Genomic DNA, 18,448 nt, shown 5'->3' with positions numbered 1-18,448 from the left:
GAGAAGAAAGAAATGATTCCCAGTCCCCAGTCCCCATTCCCCATTCCCATTCCCCATTCCCCAATCCCCAGTCCCCAGTCCCCAATCCCCATTCCCCAGCCCCTAGTTCAATTTTGAATTGTGAAAACTTTGTTTTTGATTAAAAATTCTTGAATGCAGTTGACAAATTCTTCTAATTCTGAAATTAAGTTAGTAGTATCTCTAAGCTCTTGACAGTCAGCTAGTTGTTCTAGTTTGTCAGCGGCTATATACATTGCTGTGGCTCCAATATTGGCAGTGGCACCTTTAAGGTGATGAGCTTCTCGCGCTATTTGCCCAAAGTTATGAGATGCGATCGCAACTTTAATGATCTCTAAACGGGGTTTAATATCTTCAACGCATATTTGCAATAGATTTAATTCAAATTCTTCATCATTTCCCGATATCTGATGCAAGTGTTCCCAATCAATTGCTAGGTCGCTGGAAACTGTCTGTTCATAGACAACCGCCTCTTGTTGTGAAACAATCACACCTGTCCAATGCTCTAGGGTCGCAGCCAATTTTTCTTTAAACACTGGCTTACTCAAATAGTCATCCATACCTGCATTGAGACACATTTGTTCGTCTTCTTTCATCGCATTGGCCGTCATCGCAATCACCACCGGACGGCGACGTAAGGCAAAGTCGCCCTTTTGCCAACGATGAATTTCTTTTGTGGTTTCTAAACCGTCAAGAATTGGCATTTGGCAATCCATTAAAATCAAATCGTAAGGAATTTTTTCTAATTGCTGCAAAACTTCCTTTCCATTAGCAACAACATCGGCTTTATAGCCCAAACTATCGAGTTGTTTCAAGGCTACTTTCTGATTCACCAAATTATCTTCAGCTAAGAGAATTCTTAACTTGGATTTAGTAGCGGTGTTAGGGGAAGAGGAAGTAAGAACGGCTGAAGTCTCTGTACTCTGGATTTCTTCGGTAGCCTCTAGCCCTGATTCCGACTGAGTTTCTAAAATAGTGATGATGGTATTGAGGAGTCGTGATGGCTTAATGGGTTTGACTAAATAAGCAGCAAATCCAATTTTGAGCGCCTGCTGCACTTCCTCCCGTTGATTGGTAGAGGCAAGCATAATCAAAGGTATCTCAGCAATTGCCGAATTGGCTTGAATTTGTTCTCCTATTGTCATGCCATTTGTTTGGGGTATTTGCATATCAATCAAGGCAACATGATATGATTTCCCTTGCTCATAAGCTTTCTGAATAACTTTGAGGGCCGCAGCAATACTGTCAGCTTGATCTACCTGCATTCCCCAATAAGTAGCTTGATGGCGGATAATTTTGCAATTAGTAGCGTTGTTATCTACTATTAACAAGCGGCGATTGTGCAAAAGTCCGCGAACGCATTTTGGCAAAACAGGCTCAATTTGCTTGGTAAAAAGCACCTCAAACCAAAAGTTAGATCCTTTTTCTACCTGACTTTCTACCCCAATCACTCCTCCCATCAAGGTTACAAGTTGTTTACAGATGGCTAATCCCAAACCAGTACCACCATACTTGCGAGTGGTAGAAGCATCCACTTGGGTAAAGGGCATAAAGAGTTTGCGTTGGTCTTCAGGGCTAACGCCAAGACCTGTATCTGTAATGGCAAAATGGATTGTGGCTGTAGTAGGAGAAAGCGCACGCAATTCGGCTTGTACTAATACTTCGCCAGTGCTGGTGAACTTGATCGCGTTGCTGATTAAGTTCATCAGAATTTGCCGCAGTCTACCAGCATCTCCTTTGAGCTGGGTGGGGACGTTATGCTCAATCATGGCGGCAATTTCTAATCCTTTGTTATGGGCTGAAGGAGCCAATAATTCCACCACTTCTTCTATACAAGTGGATAGGTCAAAATCTAGAGTTTCGAGAGCCATTTCTCCAGCTTCAAGTTTGGAAAGATCCAAAATCTCGTTAATTAAACTTAAAAGAGCATCTCCACTACTCCGAATTGTTTCAATAAAATCTCGCTGTTCTGCATCTAAGGGAGTATCTAAAACTAAACTGGTCATTCCCAATACAGCGTTCATTGGAGTGCGAATTTCATGACTTATATTTGCCAAAAAAGCACTTTTAGTCTGAGAAGCTAATTCGGCTTGGCGACGGGCAATTTCAAGTTCTTGTCGCTGACGAGTTTCTGCTGCTAATAGTTGGGCTTGCGCTAAGGCAATACCTACTTGGTCGGCTATTTGCCGCAAGAGATGAGTTTCAAAGCTAGACCAATGGTGGGAATCGTCACACTGATGAACTATGAGCAAACCGCAAACTTCTTCTTTGACAAGAATGGGCACAACCAAATTGACTTTGACCCCAAACTGTTGCATTAATTCTAAATGGCTTTGTTCAACTTCTAATAGATCCAAGTTAGCCAGTCCTAAAACCCTTCCTTGACGGTACTGCTGTAGATAGTATTGTTGTAGATACTCCGCTTGGAAGTAGGGAGGGGTGATGCTTTGCTCTTTGATGGCTGGTAAGCCAGAAACTACTGCTTCTATAACGGTGGTTGCAGACTCATCTGGCAAAAGCTGATAGATCAAAACTCGGTCAGTCTGGAGAATCTTTTGTACTTCCTCGACAGTGATTTGGAGAATTTCTTCGATTTGTAAAGACTGGCGAATCTTGAGGGTAATTTCGGTAAATAATTGCGATCGCAAGTTTTGGCGTTGTATTTCTTCTTCAGCCTGTTTCCGCTGGATAAATTGCCCCACTTGCTCACCAATCGAATTCATCGTTTTTACCAAATCTTCGTCAAGCGGCTGGATTTCACGATTGAAGCAGGTAATGACGCCAAGGATTTTGTTACCGCTGCGGATTGGAAAACCAAAAGCCGCGTGTAGTCCTACTTGAGCAGCAATTTTGAAGTTAGAGAAATTAATATCTTTAACAATATCAGCGATCCAAACAGGTTCAGAACTAGCCCAAACCCGACCAGGTAATCCAATTCCTGGCGCAAAGGTAGTTTGCCGCTTTAATGCTTCAAACTCTCGCATCTCAAGGGATGCTTTATGCCATGTATCGAGAAAACGCAGCACATTTGCCTGCTGATCCACCATCCAAATTTCACCCGAATCCCATGCCAAACTCTCACAGATCCCTTGCAAGATTTGGCGAGTAGCTTCGCTGATGGTGGCGGATTCGGCTAAAACGCGGGTTGCAGCATATTGTGCAGTTAGATGCTGTTGTGTGCGTTTGCGATCAGTAATGTCAGTGCCAGTACCAACAATGTATTCTACTGATCCTTCATAGTCTTTTAAGAAGGTATTTGACCAGGCAATCAGTCGGCGACTACCATCTTTCATTACCCAATGGTTTTCGTTTTCTAGAAAGCCTGTACCAGTTAACAATTGCTCAAAAACTGCTTTGGCTGAATTCACCTCTTCAGGAAGTAGGAACACGTTCCAGAAATACCTACCCCTTACCTCATCGAAAGAGTAACCCGTTATTTGCTCACAAGCTTGATTGAAACGAACGATTTTCCCTTGAGAATCGAGAACTGTTACCAACGCGCTGGCTGTATCAAGGACTGCTGAGATAAAGTTGCGTTCTTGATTTAAGGTTTCTTCTGTCCTTTTCCGCTCAATTACCTCACGATAGATGAAGTAGTAGACTACAGCAAGAATGATAAAACTTAGGCTGATAGCGATCGCAAGTGTCAAAAATGTGTTGCGAATTCTGGCTTGTTTTGCTTGTAACTGCTGCTGAAGTTGCCCCCTTTCCTCGTTTTCCATCTCATTGATCATCTTGCGGATATCACCTATGAGATTTTGTTCATCATTTCTCAGTAGTACTTGCAACGCCGCCTCTAATCCCTTGTTCTGGCGCAAGTCGATAGTCTGTTTTAGTTCAGTAAGTTTAGCTGTTATCAGAGATTCAAGCGTTGCAATCTGCTTTTGTTCATCCGGTTGATCTGCCGTTAGACTTTTCAGTTGAGCGATTTCTTGATCGACGTTAGCAAGTGCTGCTTGATAAGGTTTGAGATAAATTTGTTTTCCAGTCAGAATGTAACCACTTTGTCTAGTCTGAGCATCCTTGATGTGAGACAGTAGTTCTTCTAAGCTGTTGAGTTTTTTGTAAGTGTTTTTTACGATACTGCGATTATTAGTAGATTTTCTTGTATTTTGATAAGAAACCACGCCAATCACAACTAAAATTGCCGACGCCAAAGCAAAACCTGCTGCAATCTTTTGGAAAAATTGCTTGCCTACCCTCTGTGATTGTTTGTCTTTCTTGGTAACAAGTACCAAACTTGCTAAATTTCGGCGCAATTCTAGTTGCTTAATGACTTGACGGCCTAATGTTCGTAATGCCTCCAGTTGTTCTGGATTAAGTTCTCGTGGTACGTAGTCAATTACACACAGGGTTCCTAGCGGGTATCCCTCTGGATTAGTCAGAGGTACACCAGCATAAAACCGAATATTTGGGTCAGATGTTACCAGTGGGTTTGTAGCGAACCGTTCGTCATCTGTTGCATCAGGTACAACCAAAATATCAGGCTGGAGAATAGCATGGGCACAGAATGCTAAATCTCGGTGTGTTTCTAAGGCTTCCATTCCGACTTTTGACTTGAACCACTGACGGTTTGTATCAATTAAGCTAATTAAGGCGATAGGAGTCTGACAAATATACGAAGCTAGACGGGTGAGGTCGTCAAATGCAGCTTCAGGTGGGGTATCGAGAATCTTATACTGCAAAAGCATCTCAATTCTCTTTGCTTCGTTATCAGGTAATGGTGCTTTCATCCTTAAGCCTTATCTACATTCTGGGAGAGGTAGCAGAGCAGGGAAAAAGCAGGGGAGCAGGGGAGCAGGATAATATAACCAATGCCCAATTCCCTATGCCCAATGCCCAATGCCCAATTCCCTATGCCCAATTCAACAAACTTACTTTAATTAATGACAATAGTTTAGTTAAAAGCGTTAGCGTAATTTCACTGAGTTCGACTTTGTGAAATAATCGTTCAAATGATCAAGTCTCTACTGTATTTTTTCTGGGCTGGTTTCTTTGAAATCGGCGGCGGCTACCTGATTTGGTTGTGGTTGCGCGAAGGTAAGCCTTTCTGGTGGGGCATATTGGGTGGAATTTCTTTAGCTTGCTATGGGGTTATTGCAACTCTCCAATCGGCAAATTTTGGCAGAGTGTATGCGGCTTACGGTGGCGCGTTTATCGCGATGGCAATGCTTTGGGGTTGGAAGATAGACAGGGTAATTCCAGACCGCTATGACTTAATCGGAGCATGTTTAGCTTTAGTAAGTGTTTTAATTATCATGTTTGCACCCAGAACTTAAGTAAAATTTCTAGATTATTTTTGAACAATAACTTTTATATTGTTCCCTTTTAAACAGATAATAACCTCACCCCAAAATGTAAAAGTTTTTTAACTACCAAACTGTGAGAAGCAGTCATGCAGATATTTATGCATTTTTGCAGGAGATATTAAGATAAATCATGAAATATTTGGGCAAATTCTCTGCTAATTTACCATAATTGTCAGAATTCAAAACTATTTTGCTTTGTAACAGGAGGTAACTAAAAATTTGGGATTTTGTAGCGGTTGAATAAAATGCTATTCTTCAAAAAATAAACATGCAACTATTGCATATTCATACCGTTTTTTATCTTGGTAACTACCAGCAGGATTATATTTTTGTTAACATTTCCACAAAATTAACGTTAAGTAACTTTCAAGACAAAAATGTGTAACTAAAAGTAATCAAATGTAGTTAAGGATACAAATCATTGGTGCTTAGGAAGAAAAACAAGTGTTGAAGAAAGTTGTGATGATTGGGGCTATCACTCTACTGTTTTTGGGAGTACCGCTAATGGGCAATGCTTTTGCCCAAACACCAGCCGCTACTCCACCTGCTGCTGATACTGGAGATACGGCATTTATGCTGATTTCAGCAGCCCTTGTGCTGCTAATGACACCAGGATTAGCATTTTTCTATGGTGGATTTGTGCGATCGCGCAACATCCTAAACACATTGATGATGAGCTTTGTGTTGATGGCGATCGTGGGAGTTAGCTGGATTCTCTGGGGTTATAGTCTTTCTTTTGCACCAGGTTTACCATTTATCGGTGGATTGCAATGGCTGGGATTGAATGGTGTCGGCTTAGAGATAACCGATTATCTGAAAGGGTCAAATCCCCCGGAGGTTCTTTCTTATGCTGGAACGATACCTCACCAGGGATTCATGATCTACCAAGCCATGTTTGCCATTATCACCCCAGCTTTAATTTCTGGAGCGATCGCAGAACGGATGAGTTTTCGCGCTTATTGTCTGTTTGTGCTACTGTGGTCAACCTTTATTTACGCCCCCCTGGCACACATGGTATGGGCTAAAGGTGGATTTCTAGGTTTGTATGGTGGCTTGGGTGCCCTCGACTTTGCCGGTGGTACAGTAGTTCACATTAGTTCAGGCGTTTCAGCCCTGGTAGCAGCGATCGTCCTTGGGCCTCGGAAAACCCATCCCGATCGTCTTAGCCCGCCGCACAACGTTCCGTTTATTTTACTGGGTGCAGGCTTATTGTGGTTTGGTTGGTTCGGCTTCAACGCTGGGAGTGCTCTAACTCTTGCTAGTGGAACTTCTGGTAACTTAGTAACAAATGTGGCAACAACAGCCTTCGTCTCTACGAATACAGCTGCGGCGGCTGGTGCATTAATGTGGCTAATTTTGGAAGGATCATTACGGGGTAAACCAACCGCTGTAGGAGCAGCGACAGGAGCCGTTGCTGGATTGGTGGGTATCACTCCCGCCGCCGGATTTGTCACACCCCTATCAGCGATTTTAATTGGTTTGATCACTGCCTTTGTTTGCTTCTATGCTGTGAGTTTCAAGCATAAAACGCTAATTGACGATGCTTTAGATACATATCCCGTGCATGGTGTTGGTGGTACAGTGGGGGCAATTTTAACAGCAGTCTTTGCCACGACTCAAGTCAATGGAGGAGGTAAAAACGGAGTGTTGCGCGGTAATTTTGGTGAATTGGGAATTGAACTAGCAGCAATTGCCATTGCTTATGCGATCGCAGGTGTTGGTACGTGGATTATTCTCAAGGTTATCGATGCTACAGTCGGGCTACGAGTCAAAGAGGAAGCTGAATTGCAAGGTTTAGATATCAACGAACATGGTGAAGAAGGTTACAACTCCGAGTTTGGCGATCGTCCGACTTAGGAGTGCTGAGTGGTGAGTGTTGAGTTAGGAGGAAAGAACTTTCTGTTTGCTTCCCCAGTTCCCAATCCCCAGTTCCCAGTCCCCAATCCCCAATCCCCACTTTAAGAGTGTGTCATTTGCGATCGCTAGCGTTAAAATTTGATTCAAATAATTGGTAAATTTCGCTAGTTGTGTCTACTTCTCTTAAAACCTTTCCTATCTGGGCATTTTTCTCGCTGTTAACCAACGGCATCCTAATGTTGGCGGTCATCCTGCTAATTTGGCAACAGCAGAGATTGTCCGCTTTTTTTGGGATAGTAACATCCCCAGAACCAATCAACCTGAACAACTCACCCCAAATTGCTACGCCTGATTTGGGTCGCCGTCACCAACTCAGTTATCAAGAGTGGGTAGACATTCTTAAGCAAGAAGCCAAGGTCGCCGCCGACCAACGTCCTGCCGATTTAACTATCCTGGCGGGAGATTCTCTGAGTTTGTGGTTTCCCCCTGAGTTATTACCCGAAGGTAAAAATTGGCTCAATCAAGGAATTTCTGGCGAAACCAGCAATGGACTCTTGAAAAGATTGAAGATATTTGACCGCACCCAGCCAGAGGTGATTTTTGTGATGATTGGCATTAATGACCTAATTCGGGGGATGAGCGACAGGGTAATTTTAGATAATCAACGGCAAATTATCAGTTACCTGCAAAAGACTCATCCCACAGCGCAAATTGTTGTCCAATCGATTTTGCCACATGGAGCAGACGAAGCAACTTGGCAAGGACGAGAAAAACTTCTGGCTGTTGCCAATAGTCGCATTCGCAAGTTGAATCAGCAACTGCAAAGCATATCTACCAAAAAAGGTGTCAAATTTCTCGATTTATACCCGCTGTTTATCAACAAGCAAGGAAATCTCCGCAGGGAATTTACTACCGATGGCTTACACTTAAGTCCTGAAGGCTATATAGTTTGGCGTTCTGCATTGCAGATTTATAGCGATATCGAATTAAAATCCCAGAGTCAACGTCCTGCGGGGGAAAAAGGGTAAAGTGCAAAAAGAAGTAATATCTTTGAATACAACTCTGTTTGACACTCTCCTTTGCTACGCAACGGAGATTCTTGGTTCAACGAGTCCACTTAACCTAGACCCCTTGCGGTATCTAAGCCAGAGGTGGTTCTCTCCTCAAGCGTTAACTTTCGGTATGCCCTACCGTAGTTGGATGACTCCAAAATTTGTTTTATGTTATTTTAAAAGGCTGGTCGTCTAGTCTCCGTGAAAATTTTACCTATTCCTGGAAAGGAGCTAGAACTATGGAATAGAACCCCATATTTTCAATTGTCAAGGTACAGCGTAGAGCCGTTAGGCAACATCGGGTTTTTATACAGGTTGATTACCCTACCTGTTGAAACTATATTAACATCAAAGCACCCTTGCATAGTGCAGCTAGCTTTCAACCCAAGCGCCTCAAGTAAGGAAAAAGCAACGCAGTTGCTTTTTCTCAGGGGTTTTCAGCATTTTTCTTATAAATCGCGTCTGGGTGCGAGAATATACAAAATAGTGGTTTAAGTAGACAAATCTAATGGATACAAAAGCTTTTAAGCGCAGCCTCCAACATTCAGAAAATTACAATCGCAAGGGTTTTGGTCATCAAGCAGAAGTTGCTACCCAGTTGCAATCTGAGTATCAGAGTAACTTGATTCAGGAAATTCGCGATCGCAATTACATCCTGCAACGAGGCGATGTCACAATCCGACTAGCACAAGCCTTTGGCTTTTGCTGGGGTGTAGAACGAGCTGTAGCTATGGCCTATGAAACCCGTCAGCACTTCCCCAAAGAACACATCTGGATTACTAACGAAATTATCCACAACCCTTCCGTAAATCAGCGGATGCAGGAGATGGAAGTAGAATTCATCCCTATTGAAGGCAAGAATAAAGACTTTTCGGTTGTGGGAACTGGCGATGTAGTCATATTACCCGCCTTTGGGGCAAGCGTTCAAGAAATGCAGATCCTTCACGATAAAGGCTGCAAAATTGTTGATACAACTTGCCCTTGGGTCTCTAAAGTTTGGAATACAGTAGAAAAGCACAAAAAAATCGATTACACATCAATAATTCACGGTAAATATAAGCACGAAGAAACAGTTGCAACTAGTTCTTTTGCTGGCAAGTATTTAATTGTGTTGAATTTGCAAGAAGCGCAATATGTTGCTGACTATATTATTAATGGTGGCAACCGGGAAGAATTTTTGACAAAATTTGCTAAAGCTTGTTCAGCCGGATTTGACCCCGATCAAGATTTAAAAAGAGTTGGTATTGCTAACCAAACTACCATGCTTAAAGACGAAACTGAGCAAATTGGTAAGCTTTTTGAGCGGACTATGTTGCACAAGTATGGCCCTATAGAGTTAAATCAGCATTTCCAAAGCTTCAATACTATTTGTGACGCTACCCAAGAACGGCAAGATGCCATGTTGGAATTAGTGGAACATAATTTAGATTTGATGGTAGTAATTGGTGGGTTTAATTCATCCAATACTACGCAATTACAACAAATTGCTTTTGAGCGGGGAATTCCTTCTTATCATATTGATACTGTTGAACGGATTAAATCAGGAGATTCCATAGAACATCGGCAATTAAATGGGCAGTTAATAACTACAGAAAACTGGTTGCCAGATGGAAAAATTGTTGTGGGAGTCACTTCTGGTGCTTCTACGCCAGATAAGGTAGTAGAAGATGTGATTGAGAAGATTTTTGCTTTGAAAGCAACAGCAGCGCTGGTTTAACGGTGATCAATTATCAAGTATATAAGTTCGTAGTCAGGACTTTAGTCCTGACTACGAACCCTCAAAACTAGCTTAAACATTGTACTAGGTAAGACTAATAACTATTGACTGTTCACTAGTTTTAAAATTGGTGAAGGTTGAAGCAGCAATTTTAGTTGAAAGTGCAGCATAAGAAGATATTTGAAAAGTCCTCTTGTCTGTATCAAAAATTTTAGATCCCCCTAAATCCCCCTTAAAAAGGGGGACTTTGATTCTGTTTCCCTCCCCCTTAAAAAGCTACGGTGTACACACAAGTCGAAAAAAGATCAATCTTTTATCTCGTTCCTATGCTCTGCATAGGAATGCCTAATTAGAGGCTCTGCCTAGGCTGTTGATTTTGGCTATTTTTTTGGGAATTACCGAAAAATTATTTGTGCTGGTTTTTGCTTGTGTGAAAGCGCCCGCAACAGCCATCTTTACGCCAAAATAAAAAACACAATTTCTGCATGAAGTCTTGTGGGCTAAAAGGTACAGAGTCAACAGCCTAGGCTCTGCCTCTAGTTAGATATTGAGTCAGAGACTCAATGAATGCATTCCCAGTCGGAGACTGGGAACGAGGAAATGCTTATCAAGCTAGGTTTTTAGGACTTGTGTGTACACCGTAGCCCTTAAAAAGGGGGTAAGGGCGGATCTAAAAGTGCTTAAAGTCACAGCGAAAAACTTTTCAAACAACCTCTAACGGTTTCACCCGATTAGCTTCAATATCTACTTTTGCACGCTGGATTAACTGATCCAATCGACCGGATTTTGCATCTGCTTCGATTTGCTTGTCCCAGGCATCATTGAGATATTCTTGAAGCCAGTTTGATAAATCCCGCATTTCATCTTCAGACAGTTGCAGAATAGCAGCTTCTATTTCTGGGAGTGAGTTCATCCTGTTATCCTCAATCCAGCACTATGAACTATATTCTACCAAAATTGACGGAATAATTCAGAATTAGAATTAGCGTCAAATATTAGTTATTAATCATGAATTAGCATGACAGAGAAATGGCTTTCTATCGTCGGCATTGGGGAAGATGGATTACAGGGATTAAGCGCGATCGCTCTTTCCCTAATCACTCAAGCTAAAGTAATTGTGGGAGGCGATCGCCATTTAGCAATGCTCCCTAAAGATGACCAGCGTGAGAAACTAGTCTGGACATCCCCTATTAGCACTTCTGTAGAGGAAATCATCCAGCGTCGGGGTCAGTCAATCTGCGTACTAGCCAGTGGCGATCCTATGTGTTACGGCATTGGTGTCACCTTGATGCGGCGAATTCCCGTCTCTGAAATGACGATTATTCCCGCACCTTCAGCCTTCAGCCTCGCCTGTGCCAGGGTGGGATGGTCTTTAACTGAGGTGGAAACCTTAAGTTTGAATGGTCGTCCATCCTCCCTACTCCAGTCTTACATTTATCCAAAAGCGCGGTTGTTGATTTTGAGTGAAGGGAAAGACACACCCGCCATTGTTGCTGAAATTTTGACAAATCGCGGCTACGGTGGCAGTAAAATCACCGTATTGGAGCGCATGGGTGGCACTCATGAAAGAATTGTGGAAGGGACGGCTGCATCTTGGAGTGAAACTGAAGTTGCGGCTTTGAATGCGATCGCAGTTTATTGTATTGCTGATCCTGGGGTTATTCCTTTGCCAAGATTACCAGGATTACCAGATAACGCCTACCACCACAATGGACAGTTAACAAAGCGTGAAGTTAGGGCAGTTACCCTAGCAGCTTTGGCTCCCACACCGGGAGGATTATTGTGGGATGTTGGCGCGGGTTGCGGCTCAATTTCTATCGAATGGATGCGGAGCCATGCTCGGTGTCGAGCGATCGCGATCGAACAAAATTCTTCTAGACTACTATATATTGCTGATAATGCTGCCACTCTTGGTACTCCGAATCTGCAAATCATTGAAGGGAAAGCGCCCCATGCCCTGAAAGACTTGTCAGCACCAGATGCCATCTTTGTTGGTGGTGGAGTGACAGCAACGGGACTTTTTGATGTTTGTTGGGAAGCACTGCGGCCGGGTGGACGTTTGGTGGCAAATGTGGTGACGGTAGAGGGTGAGCAAACTTTATTTCAATGGCATAAACGAGTCGGTGGCGATTTTACTCGTATTGCTATTCAGCGGGCGGAACCTATTGGTAAATTTTTGGGCTGGCGAGCAATGGCGCCTGTGACGCAATGGGTAGTTGTAAAATCTGAAAACTGAAATAAACAGTAGTCTAAATTTTGTAGCATACTATATTTAATAGGCTTGTTACTCAGAGACTTCCAACAAATAAATTATCCAATCTTGTGGGGTGGGTCGGAAAGCCCGCTTTTAGCTACGGGTGAAACGCCAACTCCACAAAAAGTAATTGAGTATTTTTTTATTTGAAAGAATATAAATAAAATTCTTTTATACACAGTCAGGGCTGTGTATAAAAGAAAGTTTTTGAAGAACAATTTCTAGATTTTGAAAGAAGTTGCACTTATCCTGTGCTGAAGTCACAGAAAATTGTATAATCGACAGCTTATTAACCAAAAATTTCGTTTTCTATAGAAAATGACAGAAGTAATTAGATTCGGGAGCCTAAATAACATTGAGTCTATTGAGTTTGAAGAACAGTGCTTAGAAAAAGCTAGAGAAACAGGCGATGCCTATGGCGGGCAAAGCCAACGCAATAGAGAAGTCATTTCTTTAGCAAGTTTGGGCAATGCTTACTACTCACGAGGCGAGTACCATCTGGCAATTGAGTTTTATCAGCAGTGGTTGGATATAGCTAGAGAAACAGGCGATCACGCAGGCGTTGCCAAATCTTTATCTGGGTTGGGTAACGCTTACCAATCACTGGGCAAATACCAGCGAGCGATTGAATTTTATCACCAGTGGTTGAGTATCACCAGAAAAATAGGCGATCGCACTGGGGAAGGTATTTGCTTGGGAAGTTTGGGTAATACTTATGAATACCTGGGTAAGTATGAGCAAGCGATAGAGTTCTATGAACAGTGGTTGAGTATAACCAAGAAAATCGGCGATTGGACTGGAGAATGCATAAGCCTGGGAAGTTTGGGCAATACTTATGAATCATTAGGGAATTACCAACTGGCAATTGAGTTTTACCAGCAATGGTTAGGGCTGGCAAAATTCATTAGCGATCGCAATAGCCAAGCTATGGCCTTGAGTGGTTTGGGCAGTGCTTATAAAGCTTTGGGAGAATACCAAAGAGCGTTTGAATTTTATCAACAATCATTAGAGATTAAAATGGATCTCAATGACCAAAATGGGGAAGCAAACGCCTGGTTTAATTTGGGTTTGGTGTTAGAAAAAATTAATCGAGAATCAGAAGCGCTTAATGCCTTTTGCAATGCTCGTGAAATATATCATCTAATGGGACTTGATGAAAGCCTGCAAGATTGTAACCATGCAATTGAGCTTCTTTCTCAAAATGTTGCAACTTTCGCATCTACCTTCTGGTTTGAGAGATGGTTAAATCATTTGTCGCAGTTGATCAAATCTGGTTCCAAACATTGAAGAGTGCTGAATTACGAGTGCTGTTAGCGGTAGCGGGGCTAACAGCACTCGTAACTCACTCAAGACTCAGCACCATACTTATTAAATACTGCAACTGAGTCCTTGCGATCGAAGGAAAACACAGAAAACGGATCTTTTCGATTCCCCATCTCCATCCCAGGAGTACCTACAGGCATTTGAGGAACAGATAAACCAGCAACATTTGGCTTTTCTTGAAGTAGACGTTTGATGTCGTCTGCGGGGACGTGTCCTTCGATGACATATCCATTAATAATTGCTGTGTGGCAAGATGACAAGTTATCCGGCACGTTGTACTTTTGTTTGACTGTTTCGATGTTAGGTGTAGAAAAGTCTGTGACTTTAAAACCCTGTGCCTTTAAGTGATCAATCCACCCGCCACAACAGTTACAATCAGGACTGTGATATACAGTGGCATTAAGCGCTGTTGATTTTAATGCTATGTGTTTATCCTGGATAGGCGTAGTAGTACTTACTAGTTGAGCATTAGGAAAAATAGCTTGAGCATAACTCATCTGAGCAGTGCTTCCCAAAATACCCAACACTCCTGCTACTAGACAAATCATTACTACTGCTCGCACAGTAGCACGTACCAAGATGGGCGGTAACCATTTTTGCCAGTAATAATTCAAAAACACTCTGCGTACCTTTGCACTTACTTTGCGTCTCTCTGTGTTTAAAAACACTGCGATTTTACGCAAAATTATACTATATTCCATAAAGCAAAATCGATTCCTTATTAGTTATAAAAAATGCCTAAAAAAGGCTACAAAATCTATCTTGTAGCCTTTTTTGGTAAAAATAAATGGAGCGATCGCTTTTCTTAAGGCGATGTCGCATGATTCATTTTTGATTCAGCAATGCCTGCGATCGCATTATTTTGATGTCCCCAATCCCCAATATCAAGTTGCCATTTGGCTTTGGGGTGGAAAGCCATGCTGGATTCTGCCTATATCGCCATCAAACTTCATGGAGGTTTTGAAAAGTTCAAAACGCCCATCAGTTGCATATTGGGCGCAACGATCGCGCAACGCCTGCATTTCTTTTGCTTCCATCGGTTGAAAGTTACGAGCGATGGCTAAGTTCTGACGCAGTACTTCCAGTGAATCAATACCACTAACCAGTGCGGCGATCGGTAAACTCATCACATAGCGTATGGCTTCCTGGGGAGTCACTACACCTTTTTTTACTGCATCACCAGTACCGCTGAGGCTTTTCATGCCAATTACGGCAATTCCCCGTTTGTTGAGTTCTGGTAATACCTGTCGCTCAAAGCTGCGGAAGCTGGCATCAAAACAATTAAGCGGCAATTGCACCGTATCAAATGGGTAATTGTAAGAGAGCATTTTCAGATGAATAGCAGGATCTTTATGACCCGTAAACCCAACGAACCTGACTTTACCCTCTTTTTTCGCTTGATCTAGAGCTTCAATTGCCCCGTTGGTACGAAAAATCTTTTCTGGATCGTTGTCGTAAACAACTTCGTGGATTTGCCACAAGTCAAGGTGGTCAGTTTTGAGACGACGTAGGGATTCTTCAAGTTGCTGCATTGCTACTTTGCGATCGCGTCCATGTGTGCAAACCTTCGTCATCAAAAAAACCTTGTCTCGTCGCCCTTGCAACGCCTCTCCCATCCACTCTTCACTACGATGCTGGTTATACTCCCAGGCGTTATCCATGAAGGTGATGCCATTATCAATGGCTTCCTGGATGATGCGAATTGCCTCTTCTCGCTTGTTTCCCTGCGCTACAGTTGCTCCTCCCAAAGCGATCGCCGACACTTTCACCCCTGTTTTTCCCAGTGGACGGAGAGGAATTTCACCAGTGTTTGTGCTGTTCATTGGAGTGGCAGATGATGCTGGAACCTCTGCCGCTTCTACTTCCGAATTGACATTGAGGATGTGGTCAGTGAGAATTGCTCCTGCACCTGCACCGATAAAGCCGATTCCTTTTAAAAAATGTCGCCGTTTTACCTCTAAAGGTAGATGCTTTTGGACGGCTTCATTATTGTTTTGATCTGCCATTGAGTTTTTGTAATTTAAAACACTTAATTCTTGTCAATTTCGCCCAATAATTACATGTCTTAAAGGCGTGATGGGGTCAAAAAACTAATTGTTTGTGGCTTAAAACTCGATACACTATCCCAATAATTAACCTGATTAATATTCACCTTGAGCAAAGCAATATCGGCTTCGTCCAGTCCTTTAGGAAACCAGGTTTGAAGTTCCGGTTTCCATAGCTCTTGCATCTTGTTGCGATCTTTCACAAGCTGCGCTGTACCTGAGATAGAAACGAACCGCTGCGGATTGGGTGACGAGAAGCTGACATTGACCTGCGGATGGTGTTCAACCTCTGTTACCTTATGGGAAGCGGCATAGGTAAAAAACCAGAGTGTGGCATCAGAATTAATCTCGCCACTCTTGGACATCGGGTAACTATGCAAACTTCCATCATCATCGACTGTGGTAAACATACCATAATCAATATCTTGGATTAGTTCATGTAGTTTTGTAATTTCTTGGTTCCTATCTGTAGAAGTTGTCATTGGTTGTAGTTTTTTCTCTATTTACTTTTTCTGGACTGCAATTTTTTGATTACAAGTAGATTTAAAACTGGCAAAGATATTTTTCAGTATTAAATTTTTTAGTTTAAATTGCGTGAGCCTAAAGGTATAATTCTCATAATAAAATTAGCTATTTTAGTTATATCTATAGAGATATTGCTTGAAAACCACTACTTTATTTATGCATCAATTGTAGGCATGGTATTTGGAACAAAATTAGTGGTGCGATCGTCGATTGGTTTTTGAATGAAAATATAAAATCAAACAAATTCTGGCAAATAAATTCTGGAACTGTGAAATTTTATGTTAGATTTGTACCCTCTGAATGAGCCTCTTCAACCTATAGCAGGAGTATAATTTTCCATTAAGCACCTACGATGAAAACTAGGTAATCAAATCGCAGTATATCTGCCTTTCAACTTATGGACTGGAAGTACAGGTGGAAAAATGGCTATAAACCAAGCCGAGATGAAGCGGCAAAAAACCCTCACTTGTTAGATGAGAGTCAGTTCGAGAACGAGCAAGACCGAAAGCTAGCTGAAGAATCTGCAAGGAAGCATTTGGGCATACCTGCACCAACCTTAGACGAAGATAAACCAATACTACCTCATTAGCTTCGCCTAATGACAAGGCTTGATAACACCATTTCCAAAAATCTTTGTAATAAATAAATTGGCTGTAGGGGCGTACAGATGTAAGCCCCTAATCATGTATCTGTAGCAATAATTTCGTTACAAAATCCAACGATTAGGCATTTTTTGCCTATGTACACTCCGCACCATTAGAAAGTTAGACAAAATGCAGATTACTCAATTTTTCAATCGATTAAACAATAAGAAATTCGCTAAGTTACTCACTCAAACAGTAGCTTTAGGTGTAGGTGCTATTGTTCTCCTCTCAAGTACTAATGCTAATGCTGCCGAGCAAGTTATTTTAAAGTATGGTAATTTTCAGGGGCAAATATCTGTTCAAGAATTAACTCAGTTTACAGAAACTGGCAAAACTTCCCCGACATTAAGAGCTTATTTACAAGCAGCGCAACAAGATCCCGCTGTAGCTCGTAAGGCACTTAAAGCTTCGATAAAAGCCGATCCTTCCTTTTTAAATAGCTTACTGTCTAGCTGGGCAGGGCCAGTTTTAGTTAACCAAATTGGTGAGGTAGTTCACCCTCCCGCAGGAGAACTAGATCAGGAGGCGCTGCGAAACGCTTTAAGTGAATCTATTAAACAAAATGGTGAAGTTACACTGCTTGGAGCCATCCAGAATTATCCAAGTACTTCTGTGGAACTTGAAGGAGATCGTCTCATCCCTGTTTATGAACGCCTAAGCAATCTTGCAGAACTTTTCTGAGGCTAGTTACAAAAAAGGCAGGAGTTAGGAGGCAGAAGGCAGGAGGTTAGGAGTATCACTTGAAACTTTAGTTCTGGGTTATTGCCCAGTTAATCAAAAAAATTATACCGAGATGCGGAGTGCGTTAGCGTAGCGGCACGAAGTGCGGTACAAAGCGTTCTTACTTCAATCCCACGTTTTAAACGTGGGTTCCTCCTGCCTCCTGAATGCTGAAATTTAATACCTATGAGTCTATCTTAAGGTTCTATTTTCTAACTGAGAAATTCCCTAACGTAATTGTAGAGTTAGGGAAAACTTTATATGACAACCAACGTTTCTAGAGATATTAACAAGAATGTTAATGGAGCGCTGATAACTGGTGTTCTTCTGAGTATTGTGGGGGTTATTGCGATCGCAGTGCCTAATATCTCAACGATATTCGCCGAGACTTGGATTGCAGTGATTTTGATTTTCGCAGGATTTACAAAACTAGTGTATGCCACTCAAACCCGCGATCGCGGAGGTTTCCTTTGGAAAATTTTGTTGAGCGCACTCTATATTGCAACGGGCATAATGCTATTTGTTTATCCTTATACGGGTGTTCTCACACTCACTCTATTGCTTGGCAGCTTTTTGCTGACTGAAGGCACATTCGAGTTAATTCTGGCATTCCAGTTACGTCCGCAAGATAATTGGACGTGGATACTAGCTGATGGGATTATTACGCTGGTATTAGGTGCAATGATTTGGTTCCAGTGGCCCTTCAATGCGCCTTGGCTTCTTGGCACACTAGTTGGTGTCAGTATTATTTTCACTGGCATTTCACGCGTGATGCTGGCGTTGAATGCGCGTTCAACCTCAAACCCTACTAACGAAGCTACAAATGCTACTTAGTAGATGGGCGTAAACAAAGTTAACTTGTAAGAGTCGTCATTTGTCATTTGTCATTCGTCATTGGTAAGGGTTTTAGGCGTGTTTACTTTTAGTAACATAGTTTGTTTGGTTTATTCCCGCCTACCTAGTAGATGGGGAATGGGGGAAAAG

14 protein-coding genes are annotated in these 18,448 nt (G+C 42.2%); 9 read left to right on the top strand and 5 right to left on the bottom strand.

Translation table 11 applies throughout. From position 1 onward, the window contains the following. Positions 1–107: 107 nt before the first annotated feature. Complete coding sequence (locus ABF638_RS01285) at positions 108–4,751, bottom strand: GAF domain-containing protein (RefSeq protein WP_435019546.1); 4,644 nt, start codon at positions 4,749–4,751, stop codon at positions 108–110. A gap of 222 nt (positions 4,752–4,973) precedes the next feature. On the opposite strand from ABF638_RS01285, the gene ABF638_RS01280 reads away from it, so the two are divergent. The 4 genes from ABF638_RS01280 (at position 4,974) to ABF638_RS01265 (ending at position 9,953) form a co-directional block, all read left to right on the top strand. After that, positions 4,974–5,297 carry a YnfA family protein gene (locus tag ABF638_RS01280; protein WP_435019544.1) on the top strand — a complete coding sequence of 108 codons (324 nt, stop codon included), beginning with the start codon at positions 4,974–4,976 and terminating at the stop codon, positions 5,295–5,297. A 492-nt stretch (positions 5,298–5,789) separates the two neighbouring features. Next, positions 5,790–7,184, top strand: a complete 1,395-nt coding sequence (locus tag ABF638_RS01275) for an ammonium transporter (protein WP_435019564.1) — start codon at positions 5,790–5,792, stop codon at positions 7,182–7,184. Positions 7,185–7,354: 170 nt separating this feature from the next. After that, positions 7,355–8,212: an SGNH/GDSL hydrolase family protein gene (locus ABF638_RS01270; RefSeq protein WP_435019542.1), complete on the top strand. Its 858-nt coding sequence runs from the start codon at positions 7,355–7,357 to the stop codon at positions 8,210–8,212. Positions 8,213–8,744: 532 nt separating this feature from the next. Continuing rightward, positions 8,745–9,953 (top strand): 4-hydroxy-3-methylbut-2-enyl diphosphate reductase, encoded by a 1,209-nt coding sequence (locus tag ABF638_RS01265; RefSeq protein ID WP_435019540.1) that lies wholly within the window; start codon positions 8,745–8,747, stop codon positions 9,951–9,953. A 703-nt stretch (positions 9,954–10,656) separates the two neighbouring features. On the opposite strand, the gene ABF638_RS01260 is transcribed toward ABF638_RS01265, so the two are convergent. Continuing rightward, entirely contained in the window at positions 10,657–10,866 is a 210-nt protein-coding gene (locus ABF638_RS01260) for a hypothetical protein (RefSeq protein ID WP_435019538.1), read from the bottom strand. 105 nt (positions 10,867–10,971) lie between these two features. On the opposite strand from ABF638_RS01260, the gene cbiE reads away from it, so the two are divergent. Both cbiE and ABF638_RS01250 read left to right on the top strand, forming a co-directional pair. After that, positions 10,972–12,189 carry a precorrin-6y C5,15-methyltransferase (decarboxylating) subunit CbiE gene (gene cbiE, locus ABF638_RS01255; RefSeq protein WP_435019536.1) on the top strand — a complete coding sequence of 406 codons (1,218 nt, stop codon included), beginning with the start codon at positions 10,972–10,974 and terminating at the stop codon, positions 12,187–12,189. A gap of 336 nt (positions 12,190–12,525) precedes the next feature. Further along, positions 12,526–13,494 carry a tetratricopeptide repeat protein gene (locus tag ABF638_RS01250; RefSeq protein WP_435019534.1) on the top strand — a complete coding sequence of 323 codons (969 nt, stop codon included), beginning with the start codon at positions 12,526–12,528 and terminating at the stop codon, positions 13,492–13,494. A gap of 59 nt (positions 13,495–13,553) precedes the next feature. Here ABF638_RS01250 and ABF638_RS01245 read toward each other — a convergent pair whose 3' ends face one another. From ABF638_RS01245 to ABF638_RS01235, 3 genes are all read right to left on the bottom strand, one after another. Next, positions 13,554–14,150 carry a DUF411 domain-containing protein gene (locus ABF638_RS01245; RefSeq protein ID WP_435019532.1) on the bottom strand — a complete coding sequence of 199 codons (597 nt, stop codon included), beginning with the start codon at positions 14,148–14,150 and terminating at the stop codon, positions 13,554–13,556. 264 nt (positions 14,151–14,414) lie between these two features. Next, positions 14,415–15,536: an aldo/keto reductase gene (locus ABF638_RS01240; RefSeq protein WP_435019530.1), complete on the bottom strand. Its 1,122-nt coding sequence runs from the start codon at positions 15,534–15,536 to the stop codon at positions 14,415–14,417. Between the two features lie 59 nt (positions 15,537–15,595). After that, entirely contained in the window at positions 15,596–16,057 is a 462-nt protein-coding gene (locus ABF638_RS01235) for a pyridoxamine 5'-phosphate oxidase family protein (protein ID WP_435019528.1), read from the bottom strand. A gap of 440 nt (positions 16,058–16,497) precedes the next feature. On the opposite strand from ABF638_RS01235, the gene ABF638_RS01230 reads away from it, so the two are divergent. The 3 genes from ABF638_RS01230 (at position 16,498) to ABF638_RS01220 (ending at position 18,298) form a co-directional block, all read left to right on the top strand. Then, positions 16,498–16,689 (top strand): bromodomain-containing protein, encoded by a 192-nt coding sequence (locus ABF638_RS01230; RefSeq protein WP_181929045.1) that lies wholly within the window; start codon positions 16,498–16,500, stop codon positions 16,687–16,689. A gap of 184 nt (positions 16,690–16,873) precedes the next feature. Further along, the gene (locus ABF638_RS01225; RefSeq protein WP_435019526.1) at positions 16,874–17,425 is read left to right on the top strand and encodes an alpha/beta hydrolase; all 552 of its coding nucleotides are present in this window, start codon (positions 16,874–16,876) and stop codon (positions 17,423–17,425) included. 300 nt (positions 17,426–17,725) lie between these two features. Then, complete coding sequence (locus tag ABF638_RS01220; protein ID WP_435019524.1) at positions 17,726–18,298, top strand: HdeD family acid-resistance protein; 573 nt, start codon at positions 17,726–17,728, stop codon at positions 18,296–18,298. Positions 18,299–18,448: the final 150 nt, after the last annotated feature.

The sequence above is a fragment of the Nostoc sp. CALU 1950 genome (assembly GCF_051172895.1).
Classification (GTDB): domain Bacteria; phylum Cyanobacteriota; class Cyanobacteriia; order Cyanobacteriales; family Nostocaceae; genus Nostoc; species Nostoc edaphicum_A.
Note: the sequence above shows the minus strand (reverse complement) of the source record. Positions and strands in the feature narration are given on the sequence as shown.

Coding starts and splice junctions, on each gene's coding strand:
- ABF638_RS01265 (WP_435019540.1), top strand. CDS start 8,745: ATGGATACAAAAGCTTTTAAGCGCAGCCTCCAACATTCAGAAAATTAC.
- ABF638_RS01280 (WP_435019544.1), top strand. CDS start 4,974: ATGATCAAGTCTCTACTGTATTTTTTCTGGGCTGGTTTCTTTGAAATC.
- ABF638_RS01230 (WP_181929045.1), top strand. CDS start 16,498: ATGGACTGGAAGTACAGGTGGAAAAATGGCTATAAACCAAGCCGAGAT.
- ABF638_RS01275 (WP_435019564.1), top strand. CDS start 5,790: ATGATTGGGGCTATCACTCTACTGTTTTTGGGAGTACCGCTAATGGGC.
- cbiE (WP_435019536.1), top strand. CDS start 10,972: ATGACAGAGAAATGGCTTTCTATCGTCGGCATTGGGGAAGATGGATTA.
- ABF638_RS01220 (WP_435019524.1), top strand. CDS start 17,726: ATGACAACCAACGTTTCTAGAGATATTAACAAGAATGTTAATGGAGCG.
- ABF638_RS01235 (WP_435019528.1), bottom strand. CDS start 16,057: ATGACAACTTCTACAGATAGGAACCAAGAAATTACAAAACTACATGAA.
- ABF638_RS01250 (WP_435019534.1), top strand. CDS start 12,526: ATGACAGAAGTAATTAGATTCGGGAGCCTAAATAACATTGAGTCTATT.
- ABF638_RS01240 (WP_435019530.1), bottom strand. CDS start 15,536: ATGGCAGATCAAAACAATAATGAAGCCGTCCAAAAGCATCTACCTTTA.
- ABF638_RS01285 (WP_435019546.1), bottom strand. CDS start 4,751: ATGAAAGCACCATTACCTGATAACGAAGCAAAGAGAATTGAGATGCTT.
- ABF638_RS01225 (WP_435019526.1), top strand. CDS start 16,874: ATGCAGATTACTCAATTTTTCAATCGATTAAACAATAAGAAATTCGCT.
- ABF638_RS01260 (WP_435019538.1), bottom strand. CDS start 10,866: ATGAACTCACTCCCAGAAATAGAAGCTGCTATTCTGCAACTGTCTGAA.